Origin of the sequence: Streptomyces sp. PA03-6a (genome assembly GCF_033792765.1) — a bacterium.
In the GTDB taxonomy this organism is placed as follows: Bacteria; Actinomycetota; Actinomycetes; order Streptomycetales; family Streptomycetaceae; genus Actinacidiphila.
The window spans coordinates 10,639-26,774 of the sequence record NZ_JARAVK010000127.1 but is presented as its reverse complement, the minus strand read 5'-3'; the positions used below and the strand labels follow the sequence as shown (position 1 = coordinate 26,774).

General features: G+C 73.0%; 18 protein-coding genes. 10 read left to right on the top strand and 8 right to left on the bottom strand.

Going from position 1 to position 16,136, the window contains the following annotated elements; all coding sequences use genetic code 11:
• The first annotated feature begins 186 nt into the window (after positions 1-186).
• Positions 187-519 carry a DUF2516 family protein gene (locus PV350_RS27275; protein ID WP_499513161.1) on the top strand — a complete coding sequence of 111 codons (333 nt, stop codon included), beginning with the start codon at positions 187-189 and terminating at the stop codon, positions 517-519.
• Between the two features lie 42 nt (positions 520-561).
• Here the strand turns inward: PV350_RS27275 and PV350_RS27270 are convergent, their stop codons facing one another.
• From PV350_RS27270 to PV350_RS27260, 3 genes are all read right to left on the bottom strand, one after another.
• Entirely contained in the window at positions 562-1,830 is a 1,269-nt protein-coding gene (locus PV350_RS27270) for a PP2C family protein-serine/threonine phosphatase (RefSeq protein WP_499513162.1), read from the bottom strand.
• 314 nt (positions 1,831-2,144) lie between these two features.
• Positions 2,145-3,173 (bottom strand): C40 family peptidase, encoded by a 1,029-nt coding sequence (locus tag PV350_RS27265; protein ID WP_499513163.1) that lies wholly within the window; start codon positions 3,171-3,173, stop codon positions 2,145-2,147.
• Between the two features lie 294 nt (positions 3,174-3,467).
• Positions 3,468-4,268 (bottom strand): class I SAM-dependent methyltransferase, encoded by an 801-nt coding sequence (locus PV350_RS27260; protein WP_500336607.1) that lies wholly within the window; start codon positions 4,266-4,268, stop codon positions 3,468-3,470.
• Between the two features lie 154 nt (positions 4,269-4,422).
• Between PV350_RS27260 and mshA the strand changes: the two genes are divergently transcribed.
• Together mshA and PV350_RS27250 are read left to right on the top strand one after the other, a co-directional pair.
• Positions 4,423-5,775: a D-inositol-3-phosphate glycosyltransferase gene (gene mshA, locus PV350_RS27255; RefSeq protein ID WP_499513165.1), complete on the top strand. Its 1,353-nt coding sequence runs from the start codon at positions 4,423-4,425 to the stop codon at positions 5,773-5,775.
• Positions 5,768-6,283 (top strand): YbjN domain-containing protein, encoded by a 516-nt coding sequence (locus PV350_RS27250; protein ID WP_499513166.1) that lies wholly within the window; start codon positions 5,768-5,770, stop codon positions 6,281-6,283. Before mshA ends, PV350_RS27250 begins: the two co-directional genes overlap by 8 nt.
• Before the next feature lie 121 nt (positions 6,284-6,404).
• Here PV350_RS27250 and PV350_RS27245 read toward each other — a convergent pair whose 3' ends face one another.
• On the bottom strand, positions 6,405-7,706 hold the full coding sequence (locus tag PV350_RS27245; RefSeq protein WP_500336604.1) for an MDR family MFS transporter: 1,302 nt from the start codon (positions 7,704-7,706) through the stop codon (positions 6,405-6,407).
• Between the two features lie 115 nt (positions 7,707-7,821).
• Here PV350_RS27245 and PV350_RS27240 point away from each other — a divergent pair, with 115 nt between their 5' ends.
• The 3 genes from PV350_RS27240 to PV350_RS27230 all read left to right on the top strand — a co-directional run bounded on the left by PV350_RS27240 (position 7,822) and on the right by PV350_RS27230 (position 9,321).
• Positions 7,822-8,583, top strand: a complete 762-nt coding sequence (locus PV350_RS27240; RefSeq protein ID WP_500336602.1) for a phosphoglyceromutase — start codon at positions 7,822-7,824, stop codon at positions 8,581-8,583.
• Between the two features lie 116 nt (positions 8,584-8,699).
• Positions 8,700-8,912: a hypothetical protein gene (locus PV350_RS27235; protein ID WP_500336601.1), complete on the top strand. Its 213-nt coding sequence runs from the start codon at positions 8,700-8,702 to the stop codon at positions 8,910-8,912.
• 73 nt (positions 8,913-8,985) lie between these two features.
• Positions 8,986-9,321, top strand: a complete 336-nt coding sequence (locus PV350_RS27230; RefSeq protein WP_500336599.1) for a DUF6087 family protein — start codon at positions 8,986-8,988, stop codon at positions 9,319-9,321.
• 34 nt (positions 9,322-9,355) lie between these two features.
• Here the strand turns inward: PV350_RS27230 and PV350_RS27225 are convergent, their stop codons facing one another.
• The gene (locus PV350_RS27225) at positions 9,356-9,559 is read right to left on the bottom strand and encodes a hypothetical protein (RefSeq protein ID WP_500336598.1); all 204 of its coding nucleotides are present in this window, start codon (positions 9,557-9,559) and stop codon (positions 9,356-9,358) included.
• 987 nt (positions 9,560-10,546) lie between these two features.
• Here PV350_RS27225 and PV350_RS27220 point away from each other — a divergent pair.
• Positions 10,547-11,287, top strand: a complete 741-nt coding sequence (locus PV350_RS27220; RefSeq protein ID WP_500336611.1) for a class I SAM-dependent methyltransferase — start codon at positions 10,547-10,549, stop codon at positions 11,285-11,287.
• Here the strand turns inward: PV350_RS27220 and PV350_RS27215 are convergent.
• Positions 11,226-11,993, bottom strand: coding sequence for a CDP-alcohol phosphatidyltransferase family protein (locus PV350_RS27215; RefSeq protein ID WP_500336597.1), 768 nt, complete (start codon positions 11,991-11,993; stop codon positions 11,226-11,228). The genes PV350_RS27220 and PV350_RS27215 overlap by 62 nt on opposite strands.
• Before the next feature lie 181 nt (positions 11,994-12,174).
• Here PV350_RS27215 and PV350_RS27210 point away from each other — a divergent pair, with 181 nt between their 5' ends.
• Positions 12,175-12,654 (top strand): VOC family protein, encoded by a 480-nt coding sequence (locus tag PV350_RS27210; protein ID WP_499513182.1) that lies wholly within the window; start codon positions 12,175-12,177, stop codon positions 12,652-12,654.
• Positions 12,655-12,742: 88 nt separating this feature from the next.
• On the opposite strand, the gene PV350_RS27205 is transcribed toward PV350_RS27210, so the two are convergent.
• Positions 12,743-12,913: a hypothetical protein gene (locus PV350_RS27205; protein ID WP_158689751.1), complete on the bottom strand. Its 171-nt coding sequence runs from the start codon at positions 12,911-12,913 to the stop codon at positions 12,743-12,745.
• Positions 12,914-13,070: 157 nt separating this feature from the next.
• Complete coding sequence (phoU, locus tag PV350_RS27200) at positions 13,071-13,751, bottom strand: phosphate signaling complex PhoU family protein (protein ID WP_499513183.1); 681 nt, start codon at positions 13,749-13,751, stop codon at positions 13,071-13,073.
• Positions 13,752-13,958: 207 nt separating this feature from the next.
• Here phoU and phoR point away from each other — a divergent pair, with 207 nt between their 5' ends.
• A complete protein-coding gene (gene phoR / locus PV350_RS27195) occupies positions 13,959-15,239 on the top strand; it encodes a sensor histidine kinase (protein WP_499513184.1) in 1,281 nt (426 codons plus the stop codon).
• Complete coding sequence (gene phoP / locus PV350_RS27190) at positions 15,236-15,916, top strand: two-component system response regulator PhoP (RefSeq protein WP_475986601.1); 681 nt, start codon at positions 15,236-15,238, stop codon at positions 15,914-15,916. The genes phoR and phoP overlap by 4 nt, the downstream gene beginning before the upstream one ends.
• Positions 15,917-16,136 lie beyond the last annotated feature (220 nt).

Sequence of the window (16,136 nt, the reverse complement as noted above, 5' to 3'; positions counted from 1 at the left end):
CCCCCGCCCCGGTGCAGGACGGCCAGGCGAAGAAGGCCCCGGTCAAGAAGGCCCCCACGGCCAAGAAGCCCGCGACGCCGGGCAAGCCCGCTTCCTGAGAGGCCGGAACATCACGGGCCGGGCACGCGTGGCGTGCCCGGCTCGTTGTGCCGGTACGGTGGGAGCCGATGACGGAGGTGGACGGCAATGCTGGTGCAGGGCTTCTACAACTTGCTGGGCTGGATCTCCATCGCCCTGCTGGTCTTCGCGCTGTTCGCGCTGGTCGACGCGGCCATCCGGCGTGAGGACGCCTACCGGGCGGCGGACAAGAAGACCAAGGCCTTCTGGCTGATCATCCTCGCCGTGGCGGCGGCGCTGATCGCGATCCTGCCGATCATGTCGTTCCTGCCGGTCATCGGCCTGATCGCGGTGATCGTCTACACGGTGGACGTGCGTCCCGCCCTCAAGCAGGTGTCCGGTCCGCGGCGGCGCGGCGGCGGCAGCAGCAGCGACGGCCCGTACGGCCCCTTCAACCGCTGAGGCGGAGTTCCCCCCGGCCGGCGGACCGGCCGGGCCCACGGATCAGGCGCCCGACTCCAGGAGCATGAGGGCGACGTCGTCCGTCAGCTCCCCGCCGTTGAGCTCCCGTACCTCCGTCATGGCCGCGTCCAGCAGCTCCTCGCCGGCGAGTCCGGCGGACAGCTGCCGCCCGACCAGCTCGACCATGCCGTCCTGGCCCAGCCGCTGCGCGCCCAGGCCGATCCGGCCCTCGATGAGCCCGTCGGTGTAGAGCATCAGGCTCCACGCCTCGCCCAGCTCGAAGCGCGCGCCCTCCCAGCAGTCCCTCTGGGGCAGCAGCCCGAGCGCCGGGCCGCCGTGCTCGTACGGCAGCAGCTGCGGTGCCATCCCGGACAGCGACACCAGCGGCGCCGGGTGACCGGCCAGCCAGAGGTCGGCGGCGCGGCCGTCCGGGCTGATGTCGACCTGGCAGAGGGTCGCGAAGATCTCGTCGTCGGACCGCTCGTGCTCCAGGACCTCCTGCAGGGTGCCCAGCAGGGCGGCCCCGCACAGTCCGGCCAGGGTCAGCGCGCGCCAGGCGATGCGCAGCTCGACGCCGAGGGCGGCCTCGTCCGGGCCGTGGCCGCAGACGTCGCCGATCATCGCGTGCACGGTGCCGTCCGGGGTGCGGACGGTGTCGTAGAAGTCGCCGCCGAGCAGGGCCCGGCTGCGGCCGGGCCGGTAGCGGGCGGCGAAGCGCAGGTCGGCGTCGTGGAGCAGCGGCGTGGGGAGCAGCCCGCGTTCCAGCCGCGAGTTCTCCTGGGCGAGCAGCCGGGTCTCGGTCAGCTGGCGCTGTGCGACGTCGGCGCGCTTGCGCTCCACGGCGTAGCGGATGGCCCGGGTCAGGTGGGACGGGTCCAGGTCGGCCGGGGTCAGATGGTCCTGGGCGCCGACGCGGACGGCCTCGGCGGCGCGCTCGGCGTCGGTGTCCGTGCCGGCGGTCAGCACCAGCACGGCGGTGCGCGGGGCGAGGCGCAGCAGCTGCCGCAGGCTGTCCAGCCCGTCGGAGACGCCCTCGGCGGCGGGGGCGGACAGCTCCAGCAGGATGCAGTTGACGTCGTCCCTGAGCAGCCGCTCGGCCTCGGTCAGGTTGCGGGCGCGGCGGATGCGGACCCGTGTGCCGGAGACGTCCAGCAGGTCCGGGACGGTGAAGGCGCCGACCGGGTCCTCACCGATGACGAGCAGGGTCAGGGCAGGGGAGGTCCGGCCGTCGGCCAGGGTGGTTTCCTGGCGCGGCCCCGGCACGGCGGCGTACTGGTCGGTGCGCCGCTCGGTCGCGGACATCGGCGACATCGGACAATTCCTTCCCTCCCCCCGAGGGCAACGTCCCGGAGCGGTCGGATCGGTCGGATCGGTTGCTCAGCTCCGAGAACACTGAAGGGCGACCATAGCGGTAGCGCCCGGCGGCGGGGGAGGCCCTGTTGGTAAACCGCCCGTGTCATATGCGGTTCTGAGCTGCGGATTTCGGCCGCGGAGGGACGAAGCGGGCATGACCAACGTCACGTTTGCTCGGAGACGGGGTGGTACGGGTCACGCGGCCGGGGTCACAGGACGCAGGTCACAGCGCGGCGGCAGCCCACGCGGCCGCCCGCCACGGCCGCGTGCGGTCATCCGGGGCGCACGACGCCGAGGACGGGCATCGACCCGGCCCCCGCCATCGTGATCCGCCGCCCGGGGCGCGGCGCGTGGACGATGGCGCCGTCGCCCACGTAGATGCCGACGTGGCCGGCGTCGTCGAAGTAGACGACCAGGTCGCCCGGGCGCATCGCCGCCACGGGGACGTGCGGCAGGAGCCGCCACTGCTCCTGCGAGGTGCGCGGGATGCCGACCCCCGCGGCGCGCCAGGCGGCCCGGGTCAGCGCGGAGCAGTCGTATGCGGCCGGGCCGTCCGCCCCCCATTCGTAGGGCTTGCCGATCTGTGCCGCGGCGAAGGCGACCGCCGCGGCGCCCTGCCGTGTGGCGCCGGCGGCGTTGCGGCGCAGGTGGGTGGCGGCGTCGGTGCGCAGCCAGGCGACCTGGGAGCGGTAGGCGGCCTCGTCCTCCAGCCGTTCCAGCTGTGCCCGCTCCCGGGCCTCCAGGCCGGCGAGCAGGCGTTTCGCCCGGGTCAGACGTGCGGTGACCTCCCGCTCGGCGTCGGCCGCCTCCTTCTGGTCGGCCACGAGGCGCTCCCAGGCGACGGTGGCGGAGCGGCCGTAGGCGCCCAGCTCCGCCGTGGTGGTGCGCAGCTGCTCGATCGTGGTGCCGGCGGCCTGGGCGCCCCGGTCGGCGAGGGTGAGCCCGTCCAGGAAGGCGTCCGGGTCGTCGCTGAGCAGCAGGTCGAGCCCGGGGCCGATGCCGCCGCCGCGGTACTGGGCGCGGGCGAGCGCGCCCGCCTCGGCGGTCAGCGTGCGCAGCCGGATCTGCTCCCGGTCGATGACGCGGGCGAGCGCGACGATCTCCTTCTGCTGGGCGAGGACCCGTTCATGTGCGGCGTTGTAGGTGTCCGTGGCGCGTTCGGCCTGCCGGTAGAGGGTGCCGACCTCGGCCCGTACGTCCTGGAGCGTACGGGCCGGGCGGGGCGGATCGGCGTGCGCGACCGGCACGGGGGCGGCGAGGAGCAGCAGCGCGGCACAGGCCAGGCAGGCCGTACGCCTCATGCGGGCACCTCCGCAACGTATCTGACGGTTCGTCACATGACTGTGGATGGTGCCACGGAAGACGCCAATCGGCCAGAGCCGTGGGCCGGTGCATCGCCCTCCGGCGCCATGTCGGCCCGGCCCGCGAGGTGTTCGGTGGCCGTAGACGACTGCCGACGACTGCCGACGACTGCCGGCGGCTGCCGTCGGCGGGCGGGATCGGCCCGGTGCGGCGGGGCGCCTGCGTCGCCGGGTACGGATCCGAGACGGGTCCCGCGCATCGTCCGGGCGGCGTGGCGACCGCGGTCGCGGGGATCAGTCCGATGCCGGGGCCAGGGCCTCCCAGCGGACGGTCACCTCGCCCTGGCGCCAGCGGGACGGGGTGTCGGTGACGGGCCAGCCGCCCGGGCCCGCCAGGCTGCGCACCGTGCGGATCCAGCGCTGCCGTGCGCCCAGGGAGGCGAAGGGCGCGGCGGCGGCCCACGCGCGGTCGAAGTCGGTGAGGAACGCGTGCACGGGCTCGCCCGGCACATTGCGGTGGATCAGCGCCTTGGGCAGCCGCTCCGCCAGGTCGGAGGGACGCTCCAGCGAGCCGAGCCGGGTGGCGAAGGTCACCGTGCGCGGGCCCTCGGGGCCGAGCGCCACCCACACGTGGCGGCGGCCGATCTCGTCGCAGGTGCCCTCCACCAGCAGCCCGTCCGGCGCGAGCCGGGACCGCAGGCGGGTCCACACCTCGGCGACGCGCTCCTCGTCGTACTGGCGCAGCACGTTCGCCGCCCGGATCAGGGCCGGTCTGCGGCCGTCCGGGAGGGGCACCTCGAATCCGCCGTGCGCGAAGGAGAGCCCCTCACGGGCGTACGGCCGGGCGGCGGCCACCCGGGCCGGGTCGATCTCGATGCCGACGACCTCGGCGTCGGGGCGCGCGGTGCGCAGCCTTCCCAGCAGCTCCAGGGCCGTCCAGGGAGCGGCGCCGTAGCCCAGGTCCACGGCGAGCGGATCGTCGCTGCGGCGCAGCGCGGGTCCGTGCTGCGCCGCGATCCAGCGGTCCATGCGGCGCAGCCGGTTGGGGTTGGTCGTCCCCCGGGTCACCTCTCCGACCGGCCGTGTCGCGCGCATGCGCCGAGCCTATGCGAGCCCGCGGGCGCCGGATCCGGGCCGTGTCGACGGTCACGCTTTGGCAAAGCGGAAATGGATCTAGGCCTTCCGCTGGTTGTCACCGTTCAGGGGTGGCCTCCGCTCGGCCGCCCGCCGGAGAAGTGGAGGAGGCGACGTGAGCCAGTACGTGGCGAAGGTCCTGGCCGGTGGTGCCCACCGCCGGTTGCGCCGCCATGGCGTCGGTGGACGCCGTCCGCGGCGCGTGGCCATGCTCAGCGTGCACACCTCGCCCCTCCACCAGCCCGGCACCGGGGACGCGGGCGGTATGAACGTCTACATCGTCGAGCTGGCCAAGCGGCTCGCGGAGGGCCCCGGCGTGGAGGTCGAGATCTTCACCCGCGCCACCACGGCGGCCCTGCCGCCCACGGTCGAGCTGGCCCCCGGGGTCCTGGTGCGGCACGTGGACGCCGGCCCGTACGAAGGCCTGGCCAAGGAGGACCTTCCCGCGCAGCTGTGCGCCTTCACTCACGGCGTGATGCACGCCGAGGCCAGCCACCGGCAGGGCCACTACGACCTGGTGCACTCGCATTACTGGCTCTCCGGCCACGTCGGCTGGCTCGCCGCCGAGCGCTGGGGCGTCCCGCTCGTCCACGCCATGCACACCATGGCCAAGGTCAAGAACGCGGCGCTCGCCGAGGGCGACACCCCCGAGCCCGCGGCCCGGGTCATCGGCGAGACGCAGATCGTCAACGCCGCCGACCGGCTGATCGCCAACACCGCCGAGGAGTCGGACGAACTGATCCGGCACTACGAGGCCGACCCCGGCAAGGTCGCCGTCGTCCACCCCGGGGTGAACCTGGACCGCTTCCGGCCGGACGCCCACGGCGGCCGCGCCGGGGCCCGCGCGCGCCTCGGCCTGCCGCAGGACGCGGTGATCCCGCTCTTCGCCGGCCGGATACAGCCCCTCAAGGCGCCGGACATCCTGCTGCGCGCCGCGGCGATCCTGCTGGCGGAGGACCCGTCGCTGCGCGACCGCCTCGTCGTCCCCGTCGTCGGCGGGCCGAGCGGCAGCGGCCTGGCCAAGCCCGAGCGCCTGCAGAAGCTCGCCGCCCGGCTCGGCATCTCCGACCTCGTGCGCTTCCAGCCGCCGGTCGCCCAGGACCGGCTCGCGGACTGGTACCGGGCCGCGTCGGTGCTGGTCATGCCCTCGTACAGCGAGTCGTTCGGGCTGGTCGCCATCGAGGCGCAGGCCTGCGGCACGCCGGTGGTGGCGGCCTCGGTCGGCGGGCTGCCGGTGGCCGTGAAGGACGGCGAGACCGGCTTCCTCGTCGCGGGCCACGACCCGGCCGACTACGCACGCGCCCTGCGCCGCTTTGTCGAGCACCCGGAGCTGGTGCCCGCCATGGGCGGGGCCGCCGCCCGGCACGCGGGGTGCTTCGGCTGGGACGCGGCGGCCACCAGGACCGCCGAGGTGTACGCGGGTGCGATGGCCGAGCGGCGGCGTCGCCTACGATCGCCGCATGGGTGAGCGGGAGCAGACGGCGGCGCGCGGGGCGGTCGAGCGGGCACTGGAGGACGCGGAACTCGGCTGGGAGACCGGCGCCGGGGGCGAGTACGTCGTCAAGCTCCCCGGCACGCGCAAGCTGTCCACCACCGTCGCCCTGGCCGTGGGACGGCACACCCTGACGGTCAACGCCTTCGTCGTTCGCCGCCCCGACGAGAACCACGAGGCGTTCTACCGCTGGCTCCTGGAGCGCAACACCCGGCTGTACGGCGTGGCCTACGCCATCGACGCGCTCGGCGACGTCTACCTCTCCGGCCGGCTGCCGCTGGTCGCGGTGACGCCCGAGGAGGTCGACCGGCTGCTGGGCGCCGTCCTCGAGAACGCGGACGGCAGCTTCAACACGCTGCTGGAACTGGGCTTCGCCGACGCGATCCGCAAGGAGCACGCATGGCGGACCGCGCGCGGCGAGTCCACGCGCAACCTGGACGCGTTCGCACATCTGATTGGCAAGGCCGGCAAGCGTGCCGAGTAGCGTCCCCGCCGCCTGAGCGTCACCAGGGTCTTCGACGACGGCTCCTGCGTCGGCGACGCGCCGGCGGGACCGCTGTACGGGGCGCGCTGCGCGAGGTGCAGCGCGCCCTGCGCCTCCTGCGCTAGCAGTCCGCCGTCGGCTCCGGCTCCGGTATCCGTACCGGGGCCGGCGGCACCGCCTCCACCGGCTCGGCCTGCGCCCCGCGCTCCCGCAGCAGCAGCCAGTAGCCGGCGCCGGCGACCGTGCCGACCACGGCGCAGGCGCCCCACACCACGCCGCCGCCCCACCGGTCCAGCGCCACGCCGCCCAGCAGGGGCCCGGCGAAGGACGCCGCGGGCCAGGCGAGCGAGTACATGCCCTGGTAGCGCCCCCGGGCGTGGGCCGGCGCCAGGTCGGCGACCAGCGACATCGAGGCCGGCGCGTGCAGGATCTCGCCGATCGTCCACACCGCCACCGTCAGCGCGTAGAAGGGGACCGAACCGGCGAAGGCGGTGAGCCCGAAGCCCCAGCCCATCAGCAGCGTGCCGGCGGTGAGCAGCGCAGCCACGCTCCGCCGTTCGACGAGCCGGGTGAGCGGGATCTGCAGGAGCACGATCAGCAGGCCGTTGAGCCCGATGATCAGGCCGTACTGGCTCGCGGAGAAGCCCTGGCGGCCCATGTCGACCGAGAGGGTCGTCGAACCCTGCTGGGTGACCGTGCCCAGCAGGAACGTCAGCGCGACGAACCACATGAAGCGCTGGTCGCGCAGGACCACCCCGAGGCCGACCCGCGACTCCCCGCCCCCGGCCGCTCCGGCCACCCCGGAGGACCGCCCCGGGGTCGCGGGCTCCCGGCCCGGCATGGACTCCGGCACCTTGGCGTAGATCACCACCGCGCAGAGCACCGTCATGAACGCGTCGCCGAGGAAGAGCCAGAGGTAGCCCTGCGAGGCGATGAGGCCGGCCGCCGCCGAGGAGACGGCGAAGCCGATGTTGATCGCCCAGTAGTTGAGCGAGAACGCCCGCACCCGGTCCGTGGCGGGCACCACGTCCGCCATCATCGCCTGCACCGCGGGCCGCGAGGCGCTGCTCGCCACGCCGATCACGGTGGCCACCCCGGCGATCTCCGCCTGCCCGTCCACGAAGGCCAGCGTCGCCGTACCGGCCGCGGCCGCGACCTGCGCCAGCAGCATCGTCGAGCGCCGCCCCAGCCGGTCGGTCAGCACCCCGCCGACGACCGCGCCGACGGCGCCGCCGAGGCCGTACAGGGACGCGACGAGACCGGCGTAGGTGGCGGAGTAGCCCCGGTCGAGGGTGAGGTAGAGCGCGAGGAAGGTGACGACGAAGCCGCCGAGCCGGTTGACCAGTGTGCTGGTCCACAGCCACCAGAAGGTCCGGGGGAGTCCCGAGACGGTCTCCCGTACGGCACGTCTGACATCGGGCACGGCGGCTGCTCCTCGCGGCGTCGGGGCGTCGTAGGCGTAATGGGCCAGAGTGGCCAGCGCAGCTTACATCGGCCCTCCGGAGGGCACCAAGGGGTTTTCTCTTAGACTCCTTGCCATGGCTGAAGCTCCGTACAAGCTGATCCTCCTCCGCCACGGCGAGAGCGAGTGGAACGCTAAGAACCTCTTCACTGGCTGGGTTGACGTCAACCTGAACGAAAAGGGCGAGAAGGAGGCGGTCCGGGGCGGCGAGCTGCTGAAGGACGCCGGACTCCTCCCCGACGTCGTCCACACCTCCCTCCAGAAGCGCGCGATCCGCACCGCGCAGCTGGCCCTCGAGGCCGCCGACCGGCACTGGATCCCCGTCCACCGCAGCTGGCGCCTCAACGAGCGCCACTACGGCGCCCTCCAGGGCAAGGACAAGGCGCAGACCCTCGCCGAGTTCGGCGAGGAGCAGTTCATGCTCTGGCGCCGTTCCTACGACACCCCGCCGCCGCCGATCGAGGACGGCAGCGAGTTCTCCCAGAGCGACGACCTGCGTTACGCCTCCATCCCGCCGGAGCTGCGCCCGCGCACCGAGTGCCTGAAGGACGTCGTCGACCGCATGCTGCCGTACTGGTACGACGGCATCGTCCCCGACCTCCTCACCGGCCGCACCGTCCTGGTCGCCGCCCACGGCAACAGCCTGCGCGCCCTCGTCAAGCACCTCGACGGCATCTCCGACGCCGACATCGCGGGCCTGAACATCCCCACCGGCATCCCGCTCGCCTACGAGCTCGACGCCGACTTCCGCCCCGTCACCCCGGGCGGCCGCTACCTCGACCCCGAGGCGGCCGCGGCGGCGATCGAGGCCGTGAAGAACCAGGGCAAGAAGAAGTAACCCGACGCGATCAAGCCCCCTGCCTGCGGTTTCTCCGCGGGGAGGGGGCTTGTTGCTTATCCGGGGCCGACGAGAGGTGGTTACGATCTTGGTCGCATCGAGGGAGGGACGTCACCATGGCGATGGGGCTTGCCGGGTTGCCCGGCAGAGAGTGGATGATCCGGGACGCGAAGGGGCGGAAGTACAGCTACGACTCCGAGGAAGAGGCCTTCGAGGAGCTTCACGAGTACGGGGACGGCGCGAGCGTGTGGACGCGCGACGTCTACCGGGTGTTCTTCGTGACCCGGTCCGTCGAGGGCTGGAAGCAGGTTCCCGCTCCGCGCGGTTAGGGGAGGCCGAACGCCCGGGGTTCGTTTCCGCGTGGCTGTGGTGTCCCGGGGCCTGCCGGGACATGCTGTGCGCATGGAGGACGAGCCCCTGGAGCAGTGGGTGGAGCGCCGTGAGGAACGGCAGGCACGCAGGAAGGGCCGGCTCCGTGCCGGCACCCTTGCTTCGGGGCCGCCGCGGGGCGCTCACGTGGATCCGGACGCCCCACGTCTCATCTCGCAATGGGACGGCTATGCATGGCAACCGGTCGCCGTGGTCTCCGGTCTGGCGGAAGTCCGGGCCCTGCTGAACGCGGCCCGGCGCGGCCGGCAGGCCGGGCCCTCGGACGGGGGGAAGCGTGCGGCCCCGCCCCCTTCCGCTGCGGCCGCCGACCGGCGGAAGGCACGGCTGCGGGCGCTGCTGGACGAATAGCCGGCCTCGGTACGCGCACCGCCGCTCAGGAGTATCAGGAGTGGAAGCCCCGGCCGAACTCCTCGGGCCCGAAGCCGAAGTCGTCTGGGCGCTCCCGGCGCAGTTCCTCGTGCCGGACGGCGACCAGGTCGATGGCCTCGTGGATCGAGCAGCCCAGGGTCTCCCGGATGGTCCGCACCGCGCACATGATCCGGTGATCGAGGATGTCGCGGTCCACGCTCGCCGGCAGTGCGGTCACGGTCCCCCCCCGAAAGTCGCTGTCCCCGCAGCAGGGTAGGGCGTTCGCACCGAGCGGTGTCGGTGGCCGTCGCTAGCATCGGCGGCAGCCTTCGGGGAGGGAGCCATGGGGTACACCGGCGATTTCGTACTGGCGCGCAGTGACGCGCCGTTGGAGCGGATGCGCGGGTTCGAGGAGTCCGCCGACGACCTGGACGTGTGCCTGCCGCGCCCCGGGGGCTGGCAGACGCTGCAGTTCGGCCGGTCGCTTCCGGACAACGACGACGACCGATGGCTGGAGAGGCTGGTGGCCGCGACCGGTTCGCCCGTCCTGATCGCGAGCGTCTTCGACAGCGACGTCTGCTTCGTACGCGGCCGCACGCCCTCCGGGGCGGTCTGGTCCGCCTTCCTCGACCCGGAGATGGCCGCCGATTACGAGATCGCCGGGTCGCCGCCGGCCGTGGACGACGCGCCCCCGGGGGAGAGCGGGAAGGAGCGGAACGTCCGCTGGATGCTCGCGGAGGTGCCGGGGATCGCGGAGGAGATCGCCGGCTGGGCCGCCGAGGCCGGGTTCACCGCGGACCGTGACTCGCTGCGCGAGGTGCTCGCCAAACGGGCGGACCCGTTCGTGGAGGACCTGTTCTTCGAACTGATCGACGCCTGTGGACTGCCACCCGTCCAACCGGAAGGAGAGGATCCCGTGGACACCGACCCCCTCGCGCACCCCGGTCACCGCCCCGATGACGGCAGCCCCCGCGGCGCCGAGCTGGAGAAGGCGGTGCTGAACCTCCCGCGTGACGGGCACCTGGTCATGGAGTGCGCCGCGGACGAGCAGTGTTACGCCCAGGTGTGGCACCGCCCCGACGGCACGTACCAGCTCGAGTACCGGGACCGCGCCCCCGCCGAGCACTACCGGACGCGAACGGTGTCCGCGGAGAAGGTCGTCGCCGCCCTTCAGGGCTGGACGGCGGGCGGGGCCGCCTGGCGGGACGCCTTCCAGTGGGAGTCGATCGGAGCCTGGTTCGCCGATCCTGGGGACTCCTCCCCCCACGCCGTCACGACGGCCGGCGCGTACGACGCCGTCGCCGTCCTCTACGCGGAACTGTTCCGCGACTCGCTCGGCTCGCTCCCGCTGGACCGCGCGCTGATCGCGGCCTTCGCCGACTGCGTGCGGGCGGCCGGCGGGAGGACCGTCGCCGACCTCGGCTGCGGCCCGGGGTACCTCACCGCGCACCTGCGGGACCTGGGGCTGGAGGCCTTCGGCGTCGACCTGTCGCCGGTGATGATCGGCCTCGCCCGCGAGGCCCATCCGGAACTGCGCTTCGACGTCGGCTCGATGGACGCCCTGGACGACGTCGCCGACGGCGAGCTGGACGGCATCGTGTCCTGGTACTCCGTCATCCACACGCCGCCAGGCGAACTGCCCCCGTACTTCGACGAGTTCGCCCGGGCCCTGGCCCCGGGCGGCCATCTCCTGCTGGGCTTCTTCGAATCCGGCGGCGGCCCTCTCGAGGCGTTCGACCACAAGGTGACGACGGCCTACCGGTGGCCGATCGACGACCTCGCCGCCCTGGCGGCGGCCGCCGGCTTCACCGAAACCGGCCGCATGCTCCGGGAGCCCGGACCGGACGAGCGCTTCCGCAGGGGCCACCTGCTGATGACCAGGGCCCGGCCGACCGAACCCGGCGTCAGCGCAGCCGCGAGGACGACAGGATCGATGCCAGGTGGGCCACCACCATCAGCCATGTGATCACCGCCAGCGCGGCGAGCGTCCAAGCGGTGGGGGCGGGACTGCCGGTCAGGGTGTCCGCGACGGCCGCGGCGAGCAGGACGAGGGAGGCCTCGATGCCGTTGGTGAGGCGGTGGATCTTGAGGGCGGAGGCGAGCCGGCGGACGGTGGCGACGCCCTCGGAACGGGGCCGGGCCGCCTCGTCGTCGGCGACGGACAGGCCCCGGCGGGCACGGGCGACGTCGACGAGGTCGGTGGACGCCTTCAGCAGCACGACACCCAGGGCCGTCGCGAGGCCGACCGAGGCCCAGTACGCGGACCCGTCGTGGGCCACCCGGAAGCCGGCCCCGGTCAGCAGTGCCGCGTCGGCCAGGTAGGCGCCGAGACGGTCGACGTAGATGCCGGTCGCGCTGTTCTGCCCCTTCCAGCGGGCGACCTCGCCGTCCACGCAGTCGAAGAGCAGGAAGAGCTGGAAGAGCACGGCGGCCAGCACGGCCCCGGTGAGCCCCGGGATGAGAAGGGCGGCGCCCGCGCCGACACCGCACACGACCATCGTCCACGTCAGCATGTCGGGGGAGATCCGGGTCCGCACCAGTTGCCGGGTCATGCGGAGCGAAACGCGCCGCATGTACAGGCGGCCCGCCCAGTGCTCGCCGTTGCGGCTCCGCAGCTTCGCCTGCGGCTGGCAGACCTCGCGCAGCTCCGCCAGTGCCGGGGCAGCAACCATGACGATCTCCTCCCAACTGATCACCGCACACCGTGGTGATCGGCACAGGCTAGGGGACGCCTCCGCCACGCCCGTCGGGGGCCCCGGGACGGCGAGCCGGCACATGGCCGTACGCCGATGAGTTTCCGGCGCCGGGACCGTCCTTAGGACGTACGCGCCCATGCGTCAGGAGGAGGCAGCGATGACCACCGACGGATTCACCACGTGCCTGTGGTTCGACGGGAAGGCCGAGGAGGCGGCGAACCACTACGTCTCGATCTTCAAGAACTCCGCGATCGGCACGATCGGCCGCTACACCGAGGCCGGGCCCGGCCCCGCGGGGTCCGTGCTGGCGGTGGAGTTCACGGCCAACGGGCAGAAGTTCGTGGCGCTGAACGGCGGTCCGCACTTCACCTTCAACGAGGCGGTCTCGTTCCAGATCCGCTGCGCCGACCAGGCCGAGGTCGACTACTACTGGGAGAAGCTCACCGACGGCGGTGAGGAGGGCCCCTGCGGGTGGCTGAAGGACCGGTACGGGGTGTCCTGGCAGGTGTTCCCCGAGGTGCTGCTGGAGATGGTCGGGGACGCCGACCCGGAGAAGGCCAGGCGGGCCACGGAGGCGATGCTGTCCATGAAGAAGATGGACCTCGCCGCGCTGCGGCGCGCGTACGACGGCGGGTGACCCGGGGGACACGGCGTCGGGGGCCCGTCCGGTCGCTCCGGACGGGCCCCCGAGCGTGAGGAACGCGGGTGGCGTGGACTCGGTGGAGTCAGCAGCTGCCGCCGCAGCGGCAGGGCGCTCCGGACTGGCAGCCGCATCCGCAGCCCGAACCGCAGCCGCATGCTCCGAGCAGCGGCAGCTCACGGATGCCGGGGGACTGCGGGGTCCCCTCGGGGGACGGCTGGTCGCGGGCGGTGGGCGACGTGGGGGACTCGGGCATGGTTACCCTCCTATGCCGTTGGTGACGGCTGCCTGCATGCCTGCCACCAGTGAACGGCATAGCCCACCGGCGCATCAACGGCGCGCGGAAGCGTTCCGCCCGGGGGGCGCACCCGCCCCGCGCGCCGCGTCGTCCCGCGCCGTACGGCCGTCGGCCGCTAGTCCGCCGGCATCGGGGTGGGAGGCGGGGACAGCTCGTCCGCGTGCTCGCCCGTGACGAGGTAGACGACGCGCTTGGCGACCGAGACCGCGTGGTCGGCGAAGCGCTCGTAGTAGCGGCCGACGAGAGTGACGTCCACGGCCGTCTCGATGCCGTGCTTCCAGCGGTCGTCGAGCAGGTGCTGGAAGAGCGTGCGGTGCAGCTCGTCCATGCGGTCGTCGTCCGCCTCCAGCTGCAGGGCGTCGTCGACGTCCTTGCTGATGATCACCTCGGCGGCCTTGGCCATCAGGCGCTGCGCCAGCTGGCCCATCTCCAGGATCGTGGCGTGCAGGTCGCTCGGGACGGCGGTGTTGGGGAACCGCAGCCGTGCGAGCTTCGCCACATGGCGGGCGAGGTCGCCGGAGCGCTCCAGGTCCGCGCTCATGCGCAGGCTGGTGACGACGATCCGCAGGTCGGTCGCGACGGGCTGCTGGCGGGCGAGCAGGGTGATGGCCCGGTTCTCCAGCTCGCGCTGCAGGTCGTCCACCTTCTCGTCGGCGGCGATCACGCTCTCCGCGAGCTTGAGGTCCGCGTCGAGCAGCGCCGTGGTGGCCCGCCCGATCGCGGAGCCGACCAGCCGGGCCATGTCGACCAGGCCGTCACCGATCGAGTCGAGTTCCTCGTGATATGCGTCGCGCATCGCGATCCTTCCGTTGCCGCTTGAGCCGTTCGAAAAGAGGATTGTCCTCCCACGCTGACACGCTCCCCAACCTCGCGCGCACACGCGTACCGCTCGAGCATCGGGAATGAACCGGTGCTGACACCACGGTGAACTCTTGGCAACGCGCGTTCGAGAAGACGCTCCGACCGCTGTGGGTCACTCATTCCGTCCCCCTAACCTGGGGGTATGGACGTGAACGCGGCAGTCGCCGCAGCCAGTGCGATCGCCGGGCTCTGCACCGGTGTGATCGCTGTGCTCGCGTTCCGCTGGAGCGAGCGGGAACAGGCCCGCCCGACGCGCACATCCCTGCGGCCCGACGCCGCAGCCGTACTACCGCCGGGCGTGGACACGGTGCTGTCCGTGCTGCGCTCGTCGGCCGTCGTCCTCGACGAGGGCGACACGGTGGTCAAGGCAAGCTCGGCGGCGTACGCCCTCGGGCTGGTTCGTGGCGGAAGGCTCGCCGTCGACCAGATGCTGCAGATGGCCCGGGAGACCCGGCGGGACGGCGAGATACGGCAGGTGGAACTGGACCTGCCGCGCCGGGGCGCCGGCCGGGGCGAGGGCCTCGCGGTCTCCGCCCGGGTGGCACCACTGGGCTCGCGCCTGGTGCTGCTCCTGGTCGAGGACCTGACCGACGCCCGGCGCATCGAGGCGGTCCGGCGCGACTTCGTCGCCAACGTGAGCCATGAGCTCAAGACCCCGGTCGGCGCGCTGTCCCTGCTCTCCGAAGCGGTGATGGACGCCAGCGACGACCCCGAGGCCGTCGAGCGCTTCGCGGGCCGGATGCAGATCGAGGCCGCCCGGCTGACCAGCCTGGTCCAGGAGATCATCGACCTCTCCCGGGTCCAGGACGACAACCCCCTCGACGACGCCGAGCCGGTCGCCGTCGACGACCTCGTCGCCGAGGCGGTCGACCGCTGCCGCCACCCGGCGAACGCCAAGCAGATCACCATGGCCACCGGCGGCGCCCCCGAGCTGTACATCTGGGGCAACCGTGGCCAGCTCGCGGCCGCGCTCGGCAACCTCGTCGAGAACGCGGTCAACTACAGCCCGGTCCGCACCCGTGTGGGCATCGCGGGCCGCAGGGTTGCCGCACCCAGTGGCGACCTGATCGAGATCTCCGTGACCGACCAGGGGATCGGCATCTCCGAAAAGGACCGGGACCGCGTCTTCGAGCGGTTCTACCGGGTCGACCCGGCGCGCTCGCGCGCCACGGGCGGCACCGGACTCGGTCTGTCCATCGTCAAGCACGTGGCCGCCTCCCACGGCGGGGAGGTCACGGTGTGGAGTGCCGAAGGCCAGGGCTCCACCTTCACCCTGCGGCTGCCCGAAGCCGCGGCGTCCCGGGACGGCCGGGACCGCTCCACCGCCGTGGCGGTGGAGGACGGCGGGCCCGGCTCCGGGTCCTCTTCCGCCCTCTACGAGACGTTCCCCGATCACATCCCCGCCCCGGAGGTCCTCCCGTGACCCGAGTACTCGTCGTCGAGGACGAAGAGTCCTTCAGTGATGCCCTGTCGTACATGCTCCGCAAGGAAGGCTTCGAGGTCGCCATCGCCGCGACCGGGCCCGACGGGCTGGACGAGTTCGAGCGCAACGGCGCCGACCTGGTCCTGCTCGACCTGATGCTGCCGGGCCTGCCCGGCACGGAGGTCTGCCGCCAGCTGCGGCTGAAGTCCAACGTCCCGGTGATCATGGTCACCGCGAAGGACAGCGAGATCGACAAGGTTGTCGGTCTCGAAATAGGAGCGGACGACTACGTCACCAAGCCCTTCTCCTCCCGCGAGCTGGTCGCCCGGATCCGGGCGGTGCTGCGCCGTCGCGGCGAGCCCGAGGAGATCTCGCCGTCCGCGCTGGAGGCCGGCCCGGTCCGCATGGACGTCGACCGGCACGTCGTGACGGTGGGCGGCGGCAAGGTCGACCTGCCGCTCAAGGAGTTCGACCTCCTGGAGATGCTGCTGCGCAACGCGGGCCGCGTCCTCACCCGCATGCAGCTCATCGACCGGGTCTGGGGCGCCGACTACGTCGGCGACACCAAGACCCTCGACGTCCACGTCAAGCGCCTCCGCGCCAAGATCGAACCGGACCCGGGCGCGCCGCGCTACCTGGTGACGGTCCGCGGCCTGGGCTACAAGTTCGAGCCGTAAACCGGCCGCGGCCCGGGACGCCGGACGGGGTCCGGCACAGCGCTGCGAAGCCCGTCAGGCCCCCTGGGGCCGGGCGGTGCGAGGAGCGCACGCGGGATCGGGTTCGAGCCGGACCGGGGTGCGCCGCGCTACCTGGTGACGGTCCGCGGCCTGGGCTACAAGTTCGAGCCGTAAACCGGCCGCGGCCCGGGACGCCGGACGGGGTCCGGCACAGCGCTGT